Raw genomic sequence first — 17024 nt, 5'->3', positions numbered from 1 at the left:
TCGTAATATTGTATATTTATTCATAATCGCGGTTGGCAATCAACCGTTCATTTTCTTTTTACGGACACAGGGGGTTAAGATGACGGTTACGGTGGCTTGCAGAAAAGCTGTGATCGAGGATGTCGATCAGATCCATCAAATCATCCGGGAATATGCGGACAAAGGGATCATGCTGCCCCGCTCGCAGCAGACCATTCTGTCGACCATCGATACATTCGTTGTGGCCGAGGCAGCCGGAAAGGTCGTCGGATGCGGCTCCCTTTGCCAATTGGGCAGTGATTTGGTTGAAATTCGTTCGCTGGGCGTTTTGGAGGAATACAAGGGCCACGGCATCGGCAGTCGGTTGGTCGGTTTTTTGCTGGAGCAAGCCAAGCGTCGGGGGATTCCCAAAGTAATGGCATTGACTTATGAAGTGAAATTTTTCGAGCGGAACGGTTTTCATGTCGTACCTAAGGAAATTTTTCCGGAGAAGGTATGGACGGACTGCATTTATTGCAAAAAACAGCATTGCTGTGACGAGATTGCAGTATTGAAACGATTGGATTGACTTGACAAGTGATACGGAATTTTGGTATTTTTGTAATAGGATTTAGCACTCGTCGCATTAGAGTGCTGATTACAACCCTCTTTCGTTTCGGACCAGCTTCATGGATCAGCATATGATGAGGAGGTTTTTCGCATGTTGACGGAACGTCAGAAGATGATTTTAAGTGCGATCATCGATGATTATATTCGTTCAGCAGAACCCGTCGGTTCCCGCAGCATATCCAAACGGGAGGATGTGGGATTCAGTCCGGCCACCATCCGCAATGAAATGTCGGATTTGGAAGAAATGGGATATCTTGAACAGCCTCATACATCAGCTGGAAGAATCCCTTCACATAAAGGATACCGGTATTATGTCGATCATTTGATCAAACCGGATTTCTTATCCAACCGCGAGCTGGAAGTTTATAAACACTTTTTTGCGGAAAAGATTCAGGAGATCGAGGGTGTGGTCCAGCAGGCGGCGGTCATCCTGTCCAGCTTGACGAATTATACTTCGATTGTGCTGGGTCCGGAGATTTTCACCACTTCGCTGAGACATCTTCAATTGCTGCCGCTCGATAAAGAAAGCGCCGTAGCCATCATTGTCACCAGCACAGGCCACGTGGAGAATAAAACGGTCAGCATCCCGCCAGGCGTTCCAATGAGCGAAATCGAGAAAATGGTGGCGATTCTCAACGACAAATTAAAAGGCGTGCCGCTTCTTCAATTGAAGTCGAAGCTTTATTCGGAAATTTCCGAGGAATTGAAAAAGCATGTTTCCCGTTATGAAAGCCTGTTTCAAATCATTCAGAACGTCCTGGATCAACGTGAAATCCAGCGGGTCTTTCTTGGCGGCACGACCAACATCTTGAGTCAGCCTGAGTTTAAAGACGTTGAAAAGGTGAAAACTATTCTTGATTTGTTTGATGAAACCGAGAAGATGGTAAAGCTGGTCTCCTCGAACAAACAGGGCATCCAGGTGCGAATAGGGACTGAAAACAGCATGGAGGCGATCAACAACTGCAGCCTGATCACCGCCACGTATTCCATCGACGGAATGGTGCTCGGCACTGTGGGCGTAATTGGACCTACTCGAATGGAATACGGCAAGGTCATCGGACTGCTCGATCGATTCTCCAGGGATTTGGAACTCATGATGAGGCGATGGTACAAATAGGCTTTGCTTGGCTCCTCGGAAGGACTTTGATAGACGTCCCAGGCGTCCCCGAAGAATTTTGCGGGTAAAAGTTTTTCCTTATATATAATACGGCTGCACATAATAGGCCGGTTATTTTCGGAGGGAGTTATTAAGGAGGTGAACTTGGACGTGAGTCAAAATGAAACAGCGGATCATAAAGACACACAGGATTCGAATCGTCATCCCGAGGACACTGCGGCTGAACATCGGGACGATGCCGCTGTTCAGGATCAGGCGGCTGAAGCCGACTTGACCGGACAGCAGGATCCATCCGACAGCTCCGCACAATTGGAAGAATTGCGAAAGCAGTCCGACGAGAACTATCAGCGATTCCTAAGGGTTCAGGCGGATTTTGAAAATTTCCGCAGACGCACCCGCCAGGAAAAAGAGGAATTGAGCAAATACGCTTCCATGCAGCTGATTGAGAAGCTGCTGCCGGTTATCGACAACTTCGATAGGGCGCTGCTTGCGACCAAGGGGGCCACCGACAACGCCGAAGCATTCATCAAAGGCGTCGAAATGATCTTCCGTCAAATTGAACAGATGTTGGAACAAGAAGGACTGAAGCCGATGGAAACAATCGGCCGGCCGTTTAATCCGGAATTCCATCAAGCCATTATGCAGGTAGAATCCAAAGAGTACGCGGAAGGCATTGTGGTAGAAGAAGTGCAAAAAGGCTATATGCTGAAAGACAAGGTTCTTCGCCCGGCGATGGTTAAAGTCAGCTCCTGATCAGGTGGTTGCTTATCCGCTATGCCAGAACGAATGGATAACCAGAGGAGGTAATGAAAAATGGGAAAAGTAATAGGCATTGACCTTGGTACAACAAATTCTTGCGTCGCTGTGATGGAGGGAGGAGAGGCGATCGTCATTCCCAATGCGGAAGGCAACCGTACGACCCCTTCGGTGGTCGGCTTCAAAAAAGACGGAGAGCGCATCGTCGGAGAGACGGCAAAACGCCAATCGATCACCAATCCGGATCGGACGATCATATCCATCAAGCGCCATATGGGTACAAACTATAAAGTAAAAATTGATGAAAAAGAATACACGCCGCAGGAAATTTCCGCAATGATCCTGCAGAAATTGAAAGCAGATGCGGAAGCGTATCTGGGAGAAACCGTAACGCAAGCCGTAATTACCGTGCCGGCCTATTTTAACGACAGCCAGCGTCAGGCAACGAAGGACGCGGGCAAAATCGCCGGCTTGGAAGTGCTCAGGATTGTCAACGAACCGACAGCGGCTGCGCTGGCTTACGGCTTGGACAAAGACAACGATCAGACGATTCTGGTGTTCGACCTCGGTGGCGGCACGTTCGACGTCTCGATTCTCGACTTGGGCGACGGTATTTTCGAGGTTAAGGCAACGAGCGGTGACAACCATCTTGGGGGAGACGATTTCGACCAGGTCGTTATGGATTATCTGGTTGCCGAATTCAAGAAGGAGCATGGAATCGACCTCAGCAAAGACAAGGCTGCGGTGCAGCGTCTGAAGGATGCGGCGGAAAAGGCCAAGAAAGAACTTTCCGGAGTGGTCAGCTCGACGATCTCCCTGCCGTTCATCACGGTGGCTGACGGCGTGCCGCAGCATCTGGAAATCAATTTGACCCGCGCCAAATTCGACGAATTGACCGCCCCGCTGGTGGAAAGAACGATGGGTCCGACCCGCCAGGCGTTGAAGGATGCAGCTTTAAGCCCGGACAAAATCGATAAGGTCATCCTTGTCGGCGGATCGACGAGAATCCCGGCGGTTCAGGATGCGGTCAAGAAATTGATCGGCAAAGAGCCGCACAAGGGCGTCAATCCCGATGAGGTTGTGGCCTTGGGTGCAGCGATTCAAGCGGGCGTATTGACCGGCGATGTCAAGGATGTCGTACTGCTTGACGTGACTCCGCTGTCGCTTGGCATTGAGACGGCCGGCGGCGTATCGACCAAAATGATCGAGCGCAATACGACGATTCCGACCAGCAAATCGCAGATATTCACTACTTACGCCGACAACCAGACGAGCGTCGAAATTCATGTTCTTCAAGGCGAACGCGCAATGGCCGCGGATAATAAAACGCTCGGCAGATTCATGCTCAGCGACATTCCGCCGGCACCGCGCGGAATTCCGCAAATCGAAGTCACCTTCGATATCGACGCCAACGGAATCGTGAATGTATCGGCCCTGGACAAAGGCACCGGCAAAAGCCAAAAAATCACCATTACCGCATCCAGCGGCCTGAGCGACGAGGAAGTCGACCGCATGATGAAAGACGCCGATGCGCATGCGGAAGAAGACCGCAAGCGCAGAGAGCTTGCGGAAGCGAAAAATCAGGCGGATCAGCTGATCTACGCCGTTGACAAAGCGATCAAGGATCTCGGCGACAAGGTAGACCAATCGGAGATCGACAAGGCTAACGCAGCCAAGGAAAACGTGAAGAAAGCGCTGGAAGGCAATGATGCCGAAGCGATCAGCAAAGCTGCCGATGAACTCAATCTGATCATCCAGCAGCTTTCCGTCAAGCTCTATGAGCAGCAAGCGGCTTCGCAAAACGCCGGAGCGGCGAATCAAGGCGCAGGCGCTCAAACAGGCGGTAAAGACAATGTTGTGGACGCCGATTACGAAGTAGTGGATGAAGAGAAAAAATAATATACATTTCAAGATAGTCAAAGTCAGGGGAACTTGGCTTTGACTATCGTTTTGCATGTTCAACTGATGGGGGTGGAATGATGAGCAAGCGGGATTATTACGAAGTGCTGGGGGTCGGCAAAAACGCCTCCGAGGATGAAATCAAAAAAGCCTACCGGAAGCTGGCCCGCCAGTACCATCCCGATGTCAACAAAACGCCGGGTGCGGATGAGAAATTCAAGGAAGCCAAGGAAGCTTACGAGGTGCTCAGCGATCCTCAGAAAAAAGCGACATACGATCAATTCGGCCACGTTGATCCGAATATGGGAGCCGGCGGCTTCTCATCGCAGGATTTCGGGTTCGGGGATATCTTCGACATGTTCTTTGGCGGAGGCGGAGGCGGCCGGAGAAATCCGAATGCTCCGCAGCGGGGAGCGGATCTGCAGTATACGATGACGATCGAATTCAAGGAAGCGGTCTTCGGCAAGGAGATGGATATCCAGATTCCAAGAACGGAAGAATGCGACACATGCCACGGCTCGGGAGCCAAGCCGGGCACCCATCCGGAGACATGCTCCGTCTGCAAGGGCACCGGTCAGCAGGAATATGTGCAGCAAACGGCCTTCGGACGAATTGTCAACCGGCGATCCTGCTCCACCTGCGGCGGCACGGGCAAAATCATTCGCGACAAATGCCCCGAATGCCACGGCAGCGGCAAATTGAAAAAGCATCGCAAAATCCATGTGAAAATTCCGGCGGGCGTGGATGATGGCGCCCAGCTGCGGATATCCGGCGAAGGCGAAGCGGGAACCCGCGGGGGGCCTCCGGGCGATTTGTACGTCGTCATCAGGGTCAATCCGCATGACTTTTTCGAACGGGAAAACGACGATATCTATTGCGAGGTCCCGTTGACATTTACGCAGGCTGCGCTCGGGGATGAAATTGAGATTCCGACGCTGACGGGCAAGGTCAAGCTGAAAATTCCCGCCGGCACGCAGACCGGCACGTATTTCCGGTTGAAGGGCAAGGGCGTTCCCCGGCTGCGCGGATACGGCCAAGGGGATCAGCATGTCAAAGTGGTGGTGGTCACGCCGACCAATTTAAGCGACAAGCAAAAAGAGCTGCTGCGAGAGATCGCCCAATTGAGCGGCGAGCATACGCACGAGCAGCAGCAGTCGATTTTTGAGCGCATGAAAAAAGCCATTCTCGGAGATTGAAGCCAAGCATACTTGCACGAAGAAACCAAACCCTTGTCTGTAGAGACTCGGGTTTTTTTATTTTTCATGTTGCTTGCAGTGGGTTCAGCAATTGGAGTCTCTTGCTTTCGTAGGATAGACTCCGAGTATGAAACCGTTACGATTAACGCACAATATGGGTTGATATCCATGAAAAATTCAGTCCGAGGAGGGCTAGCATGAATGAACAACACGAAGAGACGAATCGACAGCAGAACAACAATCTCCCGGTAGCCAAACGGGAGGATGTGGAATTTTCCGCGGAGGCGGCAGATGCCGATGATTTGGAAGCCGTAGAACGGGCGGAAGCGGCCGAGCAAAGACAGAAAAATGAATGATGGAGGACAAGGAAATGACTGAAAAAAACATTCTGGCCTACTTCAAAAGTCCTGAGGAAGCGGAAGGCGTCAAGCGGAAGCTGGAGGCATTGCGCGCCATCGACGTGCAAATTGACAGGTTTGGCCGTTATCCGGGTGAAAGCGTGAACGAGCCGGTCAACCCGCTTACGGGAAATATCGTGAGCTTGGCCGGTTTGACGATGGGGGCCGAAATCTCGGAAAAAGGCGTCGGCATTCTGCTGTCCGCCGATCCCAGCGCAAGCGGCATGAGCGACGGCGGACAGGGCGGGCCTACGGGAAGGGATATCCTGCTTACCGCAGTGGTCGACGAGCAGTCCTATGCTCAGGCGCTGCAGGTTGTGCAGGAAGCCGGGGGATTGGTTTGATTTGGGGCATCAAAATTCTTGAGCCCATTCATTCATAGGCGCACCTTTTTTACAGGAGCCTTCGATCGAACCGATCGGGGGTTTATTACCATTATCGGAGCCCATTCCAATGAAACAACTTTTACTCGTTGAAGATGAGAAGATCATGGCCAAGAACATCAAATTTTTCCTCGAAAAGGAAGGCTACCACATCGATACGGCCTTCGACGGTGAACAGGGGCTGAAGCTGTTTCAGATCAATCACTACGACCTGCTGCTGCTCGATTGGTCGCTTCCGGGCATGGACGGTCTTGAGCTGTGCAGGGAAATCCGAAGGCAGTCGGATGTGCCGATCATGATGCTGACCGCCAAAAGCGAAGTGATGGACAAGGTGATCGGTCTCGAGGTCTGCGCCGATGACTATCTGACCAAGCCGTTCCACCAGTCGGAGCTGTTGGCCAGGATCCATGTGCTATTGCGGAGAAGCCGTCCCTCGTCCGAAGGCGATGAGAATGTGGTTTTCTATGAAGGGATAGAGCTGGATAAAAGCAAGCTGCTCGTTCGATACCAAGGCCGAAGCGCTGCTTTGACGATCAACGAATTCAAGCTGATGGAAGTGATGATGCGCTATCCGGAGAATGTATACTCCCGGGACTTCCTATTTGAAACCGTTTGGGGCTTGGACAGCGAATTTAATGACCGGACCGTGGATGTGAACGTCAGCAGGCTGCGCAGAAAACTGCAGGAGCTGACGGACAAACGGTTTTTTTATGCGGTCAGAGGAATGGGCTACCGATTCCGTGGGGAAACATGAAGCTGCGGCATCAGTTATGGCTGGCCTATTCCCTGCTATTCGCGGTTGTCTGTATCGTATCCTATTCCTATATCACGCATTCCTATGAAGAGAGGGTGTGGAACGGCCAAAGAAATCTCGCCGTTTCGCAGGGGCTGACGATCCTGGACCAAATCAAGGGCAGCTATCCGAAGTTTCCGGAGCGCACCGCAGGATATCTTGCATACTACTCCAAGCGCCTGGACATGAGGATGTTCATTGCGGATAATGAAAGGAAGGTCAAGCTTGACAGCTTCCGGCAAATTCCGATCAACACGGTGCTTTCTTTGAAGGTGTTTGATGAACCGTCCCTGCCAGCCTCCCGGTACCAGCATACGGACTTGTTCGGTTACGTCCAATATACGTTGATGCAGCTGCAAGAAGGCAGCCCCGGAGCCGGTTACCTGCTGATGATCAAGGAGGTCAATGACCTATACGGCAGTATTCGTTCGTTTCAGAGGCTGGTAGGGGGGATCTTATTGGCAGCCGTGATCCTGTTCTTGTTTTTTTCGTACCTGATTGCCTCATGGTTTACCCGTCCGATGAAGGAAATCATCGAGAGAATGAACCGGATTTCTTCACAAAACCGCAAATTCGAGATGAAATACGGGCGAAGGGATGAATTCAGGGAATTGATTGCGGCGATTTCGGCTATGGTCAAGCAGCTGAACTGGTATGAGCTCCGGCAACGTCAGTTTTTGAGCACCTCCTCCCATGAATTGAAGACGCCGGTGGCCACGATGCAGCTGATCTTGGAAAATCTGCCGCATGTCCGCGGGGATGAGCGGATGCATCGGGAATTTCTCGAGGATCTGGCGGGTCAAGTCGGGAAAATGAAGCGGATTGTCGACGATTTGCTGAACGTCAATCGGACGGTGGACATGCCATTGAGCTTGAGACCGCTGTCGTCCGGGGAAATCAGGCGGCATATCGAAGAGCACTTTTCGCTTGCGGCAAGCAGCAAACGGATTGAACTGCAATTCATCATGGAGGAGATGAGCCTGCCGGCGGATTCGGAAATGTTTCTGCGGGGGGCCGATAATTTAATTTCCAATGCGATCCGCTATTCCCCGCCGGATACCGTGGTCACCGTGCGATTGGAAAGGCTGGGTCCGGATTCGGCTGAATTTGCCGTCTGCGATCAGGGGATCGGTATTCGCGAGGAGGATCTCCCGTTTGTGTTCGAACCCTTTTTCCGATCCAAGGAAGGCAAAAGGTGGGAGGAGCAGGGGAGCGGGCTTGGACTTGCGATCGTGAAGCAAATGGCGGACAAGCATGGGGCGGAGATCATAGCGGATTCCACACCCGGACAAGGCACCTGCATGAGGCTTGTGTTTCGTAACAAAATTGTTACAAGCTGACCATACCATCGATACATACGATCCCTATACTGAGTTTATCAATCAAACAAGGGAGGAAAACGAAGATGAAAACCTTATTTAAACTGCCGCTTATCGTTTTAATCATCGCTTTGCTTGCCGCAGGATGCGCCTCCGGGAACGCATGGCAGGATAACACCGGACAGGGCGGCATCAATCAAGAGGCCGGCCAGAATGCCGATCAAGGCCCAGGTCAGAATGCCGGCCAAGAATCCGGAAAGCAAGCGACCGAGACCGATCTTCCGCCGAGGCAGGAAGCTCCCGTTCACAAGCAGACCGTGTCGCTGTATTTTTCCGATAAAGAATTGATGAAGCAGTACCGGACAGAAAAGGAAATCGAGGTTCGGAATGAAGCGGATTTGCCGAAGGCGGCGCTGGAAGCTTGGATTGCGGGTCCGGAGAACGATAAATTGACCAGTCTTGTTCCGCCCGGCGTAGTCGTGGAGTATGTCAAAGCGGCCAATGGCGTGGCTGAAGTCAGCTTTTCCAAGGAAATCAAAAACGCCAACCTCGGCTCGACCGGTGAAATGATGCTGCTGAATCAAATCGGTCTCATCCTGAAGCAATTCGGTTATGAGTCAGTGCGGATTCTTGTCGAAGGTCAGAGGGAAGAATCGCTTCTCGGTCATGTTGATATCAGCAAGCCTTTGAAGACGCAGGATCCCGGAAACATCGAGCTTGTCGAATAATTCGGATGTTCCCCCTCTAGAATCGATTTGAGGTCCCGGTGCGGCAGGCAGCCGCATCGGGATTTTTTGCGTTGCCGTCGGCTTCCATTTCCACTTGCTTCCCTTCTGTAGTACAATATGTAGAATATATATATCCCGTATCTGGAGGCAGCGTATGATTTGGTATGAAATATCCGTCTATACGACGGAGGAGGCCGTCGAGGCTGTTTCGAACTATTTTCACGAGTTGGGCGCCGGCGGCGTAACGATTGAGGAATCCGGTTCATTGAACCGCAAAAGGGACACCTCCCTCGGCCAGTGGTATGATCTTCCGTTGAACGACATTCCCGAAGGGGAGGCCATGATCAAGGGATACTTTGCCGAACCGGAACGGATCGAAGATCTGACGGTCAGCCTACGGGAGTTTCTTGCCGAGCTCCATCGATTCGGCCTTGATCCCGGAAAAAAGGAGGTCTCCGTCAAGGAAGTGGATGAACTGGACTGGGCCAATGCCTGGAAGCAGTATTACAAGCCCTTGAAAATATCCGACAGACTCACCGTCAAGCCCACTTGGGAAGCGTATGAAGCCGCTGCAGGCGAGCTGGTCATCGAGCTGGACCCGGGAATGGCTTTCGGCACCGGCACACACGCTACCACGGCATTATGCTTGCGGGTGTTGGAAAAGGTCGTCCGCAGCGGGGATGAGGTTATCGATGTCGGCACGGGATCGGGGATTCTGGCGATCGGCGCGGCGCTGCTTGGAGCCCGGAATGTGCTTGCGCTCGATCTCGATCCGGTTGCGGTTTCAAGTGCCAAGGAGAACGTATCGTTGAATCATCTGGAGAAGCGGATCAGCGTCAGGCAGAGCGATCTGCTGTCCATCCTCAGAGGCCGGTCGGCCGAGGGCGAATTGGGCGTATCGTCTGAGGGAGATTTGGGTGTTGCCCTGCCGGTTCGCGTGGTCGTTGCGAATATACTGGCGGAAATTATCCTGAAATTTATCCCTGATGTTTATGAAGCGCTGGAGCCTGACGGCATTTATATCGTCTCCGGTATTATCCGCGAGAAGGAGAAGGACGTGGAGACGGCGCTGGCGGCAAGCGGATTTGAAATCTCGGGCAAGGATTATGAAGAAGATTGGGTCGTCCTGACGGCTCGCAAAAAGTAGGTGGATTCGATGGATCTTTTGAACCAAATGCTGGCCTATCCGATCGATCAGCTGCCATTCGTATTTGTAGCGCTGACGATAGCGTTTACCCTTCACGAATTTTCGCACGCTTATTCCGCTTACCGGTTTGGCGACTTGACCGCCAAACGGGAGGGAAGGGTGAGCTTGAATCCGCGAAAGCATCTCGATGTCATGGGTACGCTTCTGATCTTCATCGCCGGTTTCGGGTGGGCCAAGCCCGTTCCCGTCAATCGCGGGAATTTCAAATATCCGCGGCTGATGGGCATCGTGGTGTCGGCCGCCGGGCCGATCAGCAACTTGCTGATCGCATTTATGGGCTTGATCGCCAATTATGTTTTGTTCTACCGGCTCGAACTGAATCCGGTGGAATCCGGCTCGGTGGAAGCCCTTTATGTGTTTTTGGGAATCCTTGTTTACTTGAATACGATCCTGTTTCTGTTCAATCTGCTCCCTCTTCCTCCTCTCGACGGTTACAGAATTGTGGAAGATTTGGTGCCTGCCCGGCTTCGTCCGCGAATGGTGCGGGTAGAACAGTGGGGGATTTTGATTTTCCTGCTGCTTGTGTTCATCCCCCCGTTGAACCGGGTTACGATCGGCCCGCTGTTTCAGCTGGCTTTGACGCTCAGCTGGAAAATGGGCAATTTGGTCAAATGGCTGTTTAGCGCGTGATGGCAGCAATTTGGAAGCTGATAGCCTGTACAAAAAGCAAATTTTTCGCGCAAGCGGAGCATGGGAAGATGCCGGATAAAAGCGACCGATTTAGTGGAAGTTATTTCATCGCGATGCCCCTATGTAAATTAAATCGAATTTGTATATAATGTTGTCATTGCACAGTGCATAGAAAGGTGGGAGCCGCCTTGCAGAGGTATTTTATACCTGCGGATCGTTTTGATGGCAGCACGGTGGAGATCCAAGGCGACGACGCTCATCATATCGCGAGGGTGATGCGCGCCCGAACGGGCGACAAAATCATTGTCAGCGACGGAATGGAACGTGAAGCGATTGTTGAAATCCGGCAGATCGACGCCGGCAGGGTGACGGCCTCCATTGTGGAGCCGTTGGCGCTGACCGGAGAACCCCGTCACCGTGTGTGGGTGTTCCAAGGTTTGCCCAAAGGCGATAAAATGGAAACGGTCATTCAGAAGGGGACGGAAATCGGGGCGAGCCGCTTCCTGCCGTTTTTATCGGAAAGAACCGTTGTCAAATACGATGTGAAAAAGGAAGAAAAACGGATCGAACGGTGGCGCAAAATCGCCAAGGAAGCGGCCGAACAGGCGCACAGGAACCGGATTCCATCGATTGATCCGCCGGTCTCCTGGCGGCAGATGCTGGCAGAGGTGGCTCAAGCCGATGCCGCTTTTCTGCTCTATGAGAAGGAGCGCGGGGCGTCGTTCAAAAACGCGCTGCAGCGCGCATTGAGCGATTTGGACGCTGCCAGGCCGCTTACGTTGGCGGTCATTGTCGGACCTGAAGGAGGGTTCAGCGAGGCCGAGGTCGGACAGGCGGAAGCCGCGGGCTGCGTTCCGGCAGGGCTCGGAAAACGGATATTGCGGACGGAGACGGCAGCCCTGGTCGCACTTGCCTGCATATTATATGAGACCAACGAGATGGGAGGGTAATGTCATGCCTACAGTCGCGTTTTATACATTGGGCTGTAAAGTCAACTTTTACGATACGGAAGCGATCTGGCAGCTGTTCAAAAAAGAAGGCTACGAGCAAGCCGACTTCGAGCAGGCCGCGGACGTGTATGTGATCAATACCTGCACAGTCACCAATACGGGCGACAAAAAGAGCAGGCAGATCATCCGCCGTGCGGTGCGCCGGAATCCGGAAGCGATTATCGCGGTGACGGGATGCTATGCGCAGACTTCGCCGGCCGAGATTATGGATATTCCCGGCGTAGATTTGGTCATCGGCACGCAGGACCGCGAGCTCATGATGTCCTACATCGAGCAGCTGCGCAAGCAGAGGCAGCCGATCAACGCGGTGCGAAATATTATGAAAACCCGCGATTTCGAGGAATTGGACGTTCCGGATTTTGCCGACCGGACCAGGGCGTTCCTGAAAATTCAAGAAGGCTGCAATAATTTCTGCACCTTTTGCATCATCCCATGGTCGCGCGGGCTGTCCCGCAGCCGAGCTCCCGAAAGCGTGCTGAAGCAGGCCCGGCAGCTGGCGGCTTCGGGCTTTAAGGAAATTGTGCTGACCGGCATTCATACCGGGGGCTACGGAGATGATCTGGAGAATTACAAGCTGCATGACCTGCTGCGGGAGTTGGACGGGATCGAGGGATTGGAGCGCATCCGCATCAGTTCCATTGAAGCCAGCCAGATCAGCGACGAAATGATCGAGGTGCTGAACGGCTCGCGCAAAATGTGCAGGCATCTGCATATTCCGCTTCAGGCCGGAGATGACAACGTATTGAAACGGATGCGGCGGAAGTATACCACGGAGCAATTCGCCGAAACCATCGAACGGATCAGGCGGGCGATGCCGGGCGTCGCCATAACCACCGACGTCATCGTCGGTTTTCCCGGGGAAACCGAGGAGATGTTCATGAACGGTTACCGGTTCATGGAGCGGATGCAGTTCGCGGAGATGCACGTATTTCCGTATTCGCAGCGGACGGGAACGCCTGCGGCAAGAATGGAGGATCAAGTGGACGAGGAAGTCAAGCAGCGCCGCGTCCACGAATTGATCGAGCTTTCCGAACGCATGCAGCTGGCTTACAGCAAGCGGTTTGTCGGACAGGTGCTGGACGTCATCCCTGAGCGCAGGTCGAAGCACAAGCCGGAAAGCGGTCTGTTGACCGGTTATTCGGATAACTACTTGCAGATTGTTTTTTTCGGCTCGGACGACATGATCGGCCGGATCGTCAAAGTGAAGGTGACGGATGCCGGGGCCAACGAATGCCGGGGCGAATTCGTGCGCATGCTGGAGCAGGAGCCGGAAAAAGCCGTCGGTGCGCAGGTGTAAAGCAATCAATCGAAAAAGCGGAGTGTGTTTGGAAAGGGTTGGTTAAGGCGGGCTCTTCTTGAACACACTCTTCTCATACGGGAGTGAGCACTTATGAAGGAAATATCCGCCGGCGGAGTAGTTTACCGAAAAATTGACGGGAAGCTGGAAATTCAATTGATTCAGGATCGTTACGGCAAAATTACGCTGCCAAAGGGCAAGCTGGAAAGCGGGGAAACGGTTGAGGAAGCGGCGTTGAGAGAGATCGAGGAAGAAACGGGGATCAATGGACGGATTCTGAGCTTGCTCGAGGTCGTCGGGTACCGCTATGTCAATCCGGTGGGAGAAACGGTGGACAAAGAGGTGCACTATTTTTTGGTGGAGTCGGTGAGCGGGGATTTAAAGGCGCAAATCGAGGAAATTCGCGGAGTCGAATGGCTGACACCGGAGGAAGCCTGGGAAAAACAGCGGCATTCCGGATACTCGAACAATCAATCCGTGCTGGAAAAAGCGTTGAAGCAACTGAATTTTGAGGTGAACCCATGATGAGCAGCGGCGCAATTCCGATCAACCGTTATATCGACCATACATGCTTGAAGCCTGACGCCATCGGCAAAACGATAGAGAGCTTGTGTCTGGAAGCGATTCATTACGGTTTTTACAGCGTTTGCGTCAACAGCTTTTGGGTTCCCCGCTGCAGCGAGGTTTTGGCAGGCACAGGAGTCAAAATTTGCGCGGTCGGCGGCTTTCCGTTGGGTGCGAATCTGAGCGGGGTCAAGGCCTTTGAAGCGGTAAAGGCAGCGGAAGCGGGCGCGGCCGAAATCGATATGGTGATGAACGTCGGTTTAATGCTGGAAGGCGATTTCGACGGGGTCAAACGGGATATTGCCGAGGTTGTGCGGGCCGTCAAAGGGCAGGCTGACGTTAAGGTGATTCTGGAAACAGGGCTGTTGAATGACGAACAGAAGCGGATTGCTTGCAGACTGGCGGCGGAAGCGGGCGCCGCTTTCGTAAAAACATCGACTGGATTCGGACCCGAAGGCGCAACCGTGGAGGATGTTCGTCTCATGCGCAGCGAGGTTCCGGACAATGTTGCGGTCAAGGCCTCCGGAGGCATCCGCGATCTGTCCGCAGCTTTGCGGATGATCGAAGCGGGCGCGAGCCGATTGGGGACGAGCTCGGGAATTGCGATCGTCAAAGGAATGGAAGGAACGGGCCGATATTAACGCGAATCGATATTATTCAGAAACGGAAGATATAAGAAAGGCAGCGCCAGAAATGAACAGATCAGATTGTATATTGTCTGCGCATGGGCCAACTGGACGGACGGATCGGGAGTTATGAAGGCGGAAAGCTTGAACAGCTCGGGAATGAACGGATAAAACAAAACGGCGCCGCAGATGTTCAGGATTACGTGCGCCCATGCGACATACTGGCCGTAGCGGTTGCCCCCGATGCTGGCGATGAACCCGGTGATGCAGGTGCCGATATTGGCGCCCAGCACGATGGCGATGCCCAGCTCGGCGGAGATGGCTTGCACGGCCGCCAGGCCCATGGTGATGGCAATGGTGGCCGCGCTGCTTTGGATGACGGCGGTAAGCGCGGTGCCGGCGATAATGCCCCAAACGAGGCTGCGCTGCGATTGCTCGAGAAACCAGGCGAACAGCCCCCGTGACTGCAGGGCGGGCACGATCGATTCCATGACGACCATGCCCAGCAACACGCAGGCAAATCCGCCGACGGCAAGCGAAAGATGGCGCAGGGCGCTTACCGTTTTGCCCAATATGGGCCCCAGATTCTCAACGGCGATGCTCCAGGCGGCGACCCAGACGATAAACGACGAAATCAGCAGAGGGAGCGCGAGATGGTTGATATTCAGCCCGATCAGTTCGGTCGTGACGGTCGTTCCGATATTCGTTCCCAGAATGATGCCGAGCGTTTGCGGAAAAGTGATCACCCCGGCATTGACCATCCCGATGGTGATGACGGTGACGGCGCTGGAGCTCTGCAGGACCGCGGTTGTGCCCGCGCCGGTCAGCAGTCCGCGAAAGGGCGTCCGGGTCAGCTTGTACAGCGCTTGTTTCAAATATGGAGCTGCCCACAGATGAAGGGCCAGCTCCATCGATTTCATGCCGAATAAAAAAATGGCCAAGCCCGCTACAAGGGGCAAGACGATTTGCATGATCATGAGCGGTCGACAGTCTCCTTTTCCATAGTACTCTGATGTATGTATATGAAAAGACGCAGACGAGCATGACAAGCCTTTGAAAAGAAGCCGAATTAACATTGTGAACAATGAAAGCATCGCAAATTTGCAAACGGAGGTATGAGATGGCATCCGTCTTTTTGACGAAGAACAGAAAAAAACGGCTTGAGCAGGGACACCCGTGGATTTTTCAAAATGAAATCGAGAGGGTGGAAGGAGAGCCGCTTCCCGGCGAAATCGTCCAGGTGTTCAGCCATCGGGGCGAGTATTTGGCGTCCGGCTACATCAATCGCGCTTCACAAATCATGGTTCGGATTGTGTCTTACACACCTTTGGAGAAGATGGATCGGGAATTTTTCATGAGCCGCTTCCAAGGCTGCCGGGATCACCGTCTCCGGTTTTCCAAGGATGCCGATTCGTGCCGGATGGTCTATGGTGAAGCGGATTTTTTGCCGGGATTGATCGTCGACAAATTTTCCTCGATTCTGGTGGTGCAGATTTTGACGCTGGGCATGGACCGCTGCCGCGAGCGGATTGTGGAGGCGTTGGTGGAAGTGTTTCGACCGGAGGGGATTTACGAGCGCAGCGATGTTGCGGTCAGGGAACGCGAGGGCATGGAGCAGCGGAAGGGAATGCTGTACGGAACATGCCCGCAGCAGGTGGTGATCCTCGAGAACGGGCTAAGCATCGAAGTGGACATCATGGAAGGCCAGAAAACGGGGTACTTTTTCGATCAGCGTGAGAACCGCGCCTCTCTGGAGCGGCTTATGACCGGATGGGGAAAACGGAGCGGCATCACGCTGCAATCGGTCGAAACGGATGGGCAGCCGACAACGGTACCCGTCAACTCCGGCGGCAAGGTGGTTACATTCCCTTACTGGGACGGGGCCACCGTACTGGATTGCTTCTCCCACACCGGAAGCTTTACGCTCCACGCTTGCAAATACGGGGCCAAAAAAGTCACCTGCCTGGATATTTCCGAGCATGCCGTCGAAACCGCCAGGCGCAATGTGGAGCGGAACGGGTTTGCGGACCGGGTGGAATTCGTGACGGCCGACGCGTTTCAATATTTGCGGGATCAGGTCAAAGGCTTGGCGGAGCGGAAAGCGAGGAGCGAGGCGCGCAAGGGCGGGATCGACACTTCCAAGCCGCTTTCTTCCGAGGGACGGACGTGGGACGTCGTGATTCTCGATCCTCCGGCTTTCGCCAAATCGCGGCAGGCGGTGGAAGGGGCGGTTCGCGGTTACAAGGATATCAATCTGCATGCCATGAAGCTCGTCAACGAAGGGGGATACTTGGTGACGGCCAGCTGCTCCTATCATGTTCGTCCGGAGCTTTTTATGGAGACGATCCTTGCCGCAGCGGCCGACGCCGGCAAAATTCTGCGGCTGATCGAATTTCGCGGCGCAGGCAAGGATCATCCGCACATTCTTGGCGTGGATGAAGGCAACTATCTGAAGTTTGCGATTTTTGAGGTCAGATCGAGGACCTGAACAGCCGCTGTATGATATGATGGAA

At 53.3% G+C, this 17024-nt stretch carries 18 protein-coding genes; 17 read left to right on the top strand and 1 reads right to left on the bottom strand.

The features are described 5' to 3' along the window. Positions 1 to 79 precede the first annotated feature (79 nt). The 16 genes from VF724_RS03495 (at position 80) to deoC (ending at position 14526) form a co-directional block, all read left to right on the top strand. A complete protein-coding gene (locus VF724_RS03495) occupies positions 80 to 547 on the top strand; it encodes an N-acetyltransferase (RefSeq protein ID WP_371752828.1) in 468 nt (155 codons plus the stop codon). A gap of 132 nt (positions 548 to 679) precedes the next feature. After that, on the top strand, positions 680 to 1705 hold the full coding sequence (hrcA, locus tag VF724_RS03490) for a heat-inducible transcriptional repressor HrcA (protein WP_371752827.1): 1026 nt from the start codon (positions 680 to 682) through the stop codon (positions 1703 to 1705). A 150-nt stretch (positions 1706 to 1855) separates the two neighbouring features. After that, on the top strand, positions 1856 to 2458 hold the full coding sequence (gene grpE, locus VF724_RS03485) for a nucleotide exchange factor GrpE (protein WP_371752826.1): 603 nt from the start codon (positions 1856 to 1858) through the stop codon (positions 2456 to 2458). 60 nt (positions 2459 to 2518) lie between these two features. Then, positions 2519 to 4360: a molecular chaperone DnaK gene (gene dnaK / locus VF724_RS03480; RefSeq protein WP_371752825.1), complete on the top strand. Its 1842-nt coding sequence runs from the start codon at positions 2519 to 2521 to the stop codon at positions 4358 to 4360. A 77-nt stretch (positions 4361 to 4437) separates the two neighbouring features. Beyond that, positions 4438 to 5556 (top strand): molecular chaperone DnaJ, encoded by a 1119-nt coding sequence (gene dnaJ / locus VF724_RS03475; protein ID WP_371752824.1) that lies wholly within the window; start codon positions 4438 to 4440, stop codon positions 5554 to 5556. A 197-nt stretch (positions 5557 to 5753) separates the two neighbouring features. After that, positions 5754 to 5912 (top strand): YfhD family protein, encoded by a 159-nt coding sequence (locus VF724_RS03470; protein WP_371752823.1) that lies wholly within the window; start codon positions 5754 to 5756, stop codon positions 5910 to 5912. 14 nt (positions 5913 to 5926) lie between these two features. Then, positions 5927 to 6298: a hypothetical protein gene (locus tag VF724_RS03465; RefSeq protein WP_371752822.1), complete on the top strand. Its 372-nt coding sequence runs from the start codon at positions 5927 to 5929 to the stop codon at positions 6296 to 6298. A gap of 109 nt (positions 6299 to 6407) precedes the next feature. Further along, the gene (locus VF724_RS03460) at positions 6408 to 7091 is read left to right on the top strand and encodes a response regulator transcription factor (RefSeq protein ID WP_371752821.1); all 684 of its coding nucleotides are present in this window, start codon (positions 6408 to 6410) and stop codon (positions 7089 to 7091) included. Further along, a complete protein-coding gene (locus VF724_RS03455; protein ID WP_371752820.1) occupies positions 7088 to 8470 on the top strand; it encodes a sensor histidine kinase in 1383 nt (460 codons plus the stop codon). Before VF724_RS03460 ends, VF724_RS03455 begins: the two co-directional genes overlap by 4 nt. A 65-nt stretch (positions 8471 to 8535) precedes the next feature. After that, positions 8536 to 9177, top strand: coding sequence for a GerMN domain-containing protein (locus tag VF724_RS03450; RefSeq protein ID WP_371752819.1), 642 nt, complete (start codon positions 8536 to 8538; stop codon positions 9175 to 9177). Between the two features lie 154 nt (positions 9178 to 9331). Then, complete coding sequence (prmA, locus tag VF724_RS03445; protein ID WP_371752818.1) at positions 9332 to 10324, top strand: 50S ribosomal protein L11 methyltransferase; 993 nt, start codon at positions 9332 to 9334, stop codon at positions 10322 to 10324. 9 nt (positions 10325 to 10333) lie between these two features. Then, positions 10334 to 11014 (top strand): site-2 protease family protein, encoded by a 681-nt coding sequence (locus VF724_RS03440; RefSeq protein ID WP_371752817.1) that lies wholly within the window; start codon positions 10334 to 10336, stop codon positions 11012 to 11014. Positions 11015 to 11202: 188 nt separating this feature from the next. Next, positions 11203 to 11964 carry a 16S rRNA (uracil(1498)-N(3))-methyltransferase gene (locus tag VF724_RS03435; protein WP_371752816.1) on the top strand — a complete coding sequence of 254 codons (762 nt, stop codon included), beginning with the start codon at positions 11203 to 11205 and terminating at the stop codon, positions 11962 to 11964. 4 nt (positions 11965 to 11968) lie between these two features. Next, positions 11969 to 13321: a tRNA (N(6)-L-threonylcarbamoyladenosine(37)-C(2))-methylthiotransferase MtaB gene (gene mtaB / locus VF724_RS03430; protein WP_371752815.1), complete on the top strand. Its 1353-nt coding sequence runs from the start codon at positions 11969 to 11971 to the stop codon at positions 13319 to 13321. 93 nt (positions 13322 to 13414) lie between these two features. Next, positions 13415 to 13846, top strand: coding sequence for an NUDIX hydrolase (locus tag VF724_RS03425; protein WP_371752814.1), 432 nt, complete (start codon positions 13415 to 13417; stop codon positions 13844 to 13846). Continuing rightward, a complete protein-coding gene (deoC, locus tag VF724_RS03420; RefSeq protein ID WP_371752813.1) occupies positions 13846 to 14526 on the top strand; it encodes a deoxyribose-phosphate aldolase in 681 nt (226 codons plus the stop codon). The genes VF724_RS03425 and deoC overlap by 1 nt, the downstream gene beginning before the upstream one ends. Here the strand turns inward: deoC and VF724_RS03415 are convergent. After that, positions 14523 to 15488 carry a Na/Pi cotransporter family protein gene (locus VF724_RS03415; protein WP_371752812.1) on the bottom strand — a complete coding sequence of 322 codons (966 nt, stop codon included), beginning with the start codon at positions 15486 to 15488 and terminating at the stop codon, positions 14523 to 14525. The genes deoC and VF724_RS03415 overlap by 4 nt on opposite strands. A gap of 143 nt (positions 15489 to 15631) precedes the next feature. Between VF724_RS03415 and VF724_RS03410 the strand changes: the two genes are divergently transcribed. Beyond that, positions 15632 to 16999 carry a class I SAM-dependent rRNA methyltransferase gene (locus VF724_RS03410; protein WP_371752811.1) on the top strand — a complete coding sequence of 456 codons (1368 nt, stop codon included), beginning with the start codon at positions 15632 to 15634 and terminating at the stop codon, positions 16997 to 16999. Positions 17000 to 17024 lie beyond the last annotated feature (25 nt).

The sequence above is a fragment of the Ferviditalea candida genome, from assembly GCF_035282765.1.
GTDB lineage: Bacteria > Bacillota > Bacilli > Paenibacillales > KCTC-25726 > Ferviditalea > Ferviditalea candida.
The sequence above is the reverse complement of the archived record's forward strand: the minus strand, read 5'-3'. Positions and strand labels throughout refer to the sequence as shown.

Excerpts from the sequence above, each read along its gene's own strand:
- VF724_RS03410 (WP_371752811.1), top strand. The coding sequence starts at position 15,632 with ATGGCATCCGTCTTTTTGACGAAGAACAGAAAAAAACGGCTTGAGCAG.
- VF724_RS03440 (WP_371752817.1), top strand. The coding sequence starts at position 10,334 with ATGGATCTTTTGAACCAAATGCTGGCCTATCCGATCGATCAGCTGCCA.
- hrcA (WP_371752827.1), top strand. The coding sequence starts at position 680 with ATGTTGACGGAACGTCAGAAGATGATTTTAAGTGCGATCATCGATGAT.
- VF724_RS03450 (WP_371752819.1), top strand. The coding sequence starts at position 8,536 with ATGAAAACCTTATTTAAACTGCCGCTTATCGTTTTAATCATCGCTTTG.
- VF724_RS03460 (WP_371752821.1), top strand. The coding sequence starts at position 6,408 with ATGAAACAACTTTTACTCGTTGAAGATGAGAAGATCATGGCCAAGAAC.
- VF724_RS03415 (WP_371752812.1), bottom strand. The coding sequence starts at position 15,488 with ATGATCATGCAAATCGTCTTGCCCCTTGTAGCGGGCTTGGCCATTTTT.
- deoC (WP_371752813.1), top strand. The coding sequence starts at position 13,846 with ATGAGCAGCGGCGCAATTCCGATCAACCGTTATATCGACCATACATGC.
- VF724_RS03425 (WP_371752814.1), top strand. The coding sequence starts at position 13,415 with ATGAAGGAAATATCCGCCGGCGGAGTAGTTTACCGAAAAATTGACGGG.
- dnaK (WP_371752825.1), top strand. The coding sequence starts at position 2,519 with ATGGGAAAAGTAATAGGCATTGACCTTGGTACAACAAATTCTTGCGTC.
- VF724_RS03495 (WP_371752828.1), top strand. The coding sequence starts at position 80 with ATGACGGTTACGGTGGCTTGCAGAAAAGCTGTGATCGAGGATGTCGAT.
- prmA (WP_371752818.1), top strand. The coding sequence starts at position 9,332 with ATGATTTGGTATGAAATATCCGTCTATACGACGGAGGAGGCCGTCGAG.
- VF724_RS03470 (WP_371752823.1), top strand. The coding sequence starts at position 5,754 with ATGAATGAACAACACGAAGAGACGAATCGACAGCAGAACAACAATCTC.
- VF724_RS03465 (WP_371752822.1), top strand. The coding sequence starts at position 5,927 with ATGACTGAAAAAAACATTCTGGCCTACTTCAAAAGTCCTGAGGAAGCG.
- mtaB (WP_371752815.1), top strand. The coding sequence starts at position 11,969 with ATGCCTACAGTCGCGTTTTATACATTGGGCTGTAAAGTCAACTTTTAC.
- VF724_RS03455 (WP_371752820.1), top strand. The coding sequence starts at position 7,088 with ATGAAGCTGCGGCATCAGTTATGGCTGGCCTATTCCCTGCTATTCGCG.
- dnaJ (WP_371752824.1), top strand. The coding sequence starts at position 4,438 with ATGATGAGCAAGCGGGATTATTACGAAGTGCTGGGGGTCGGCAAAAAC.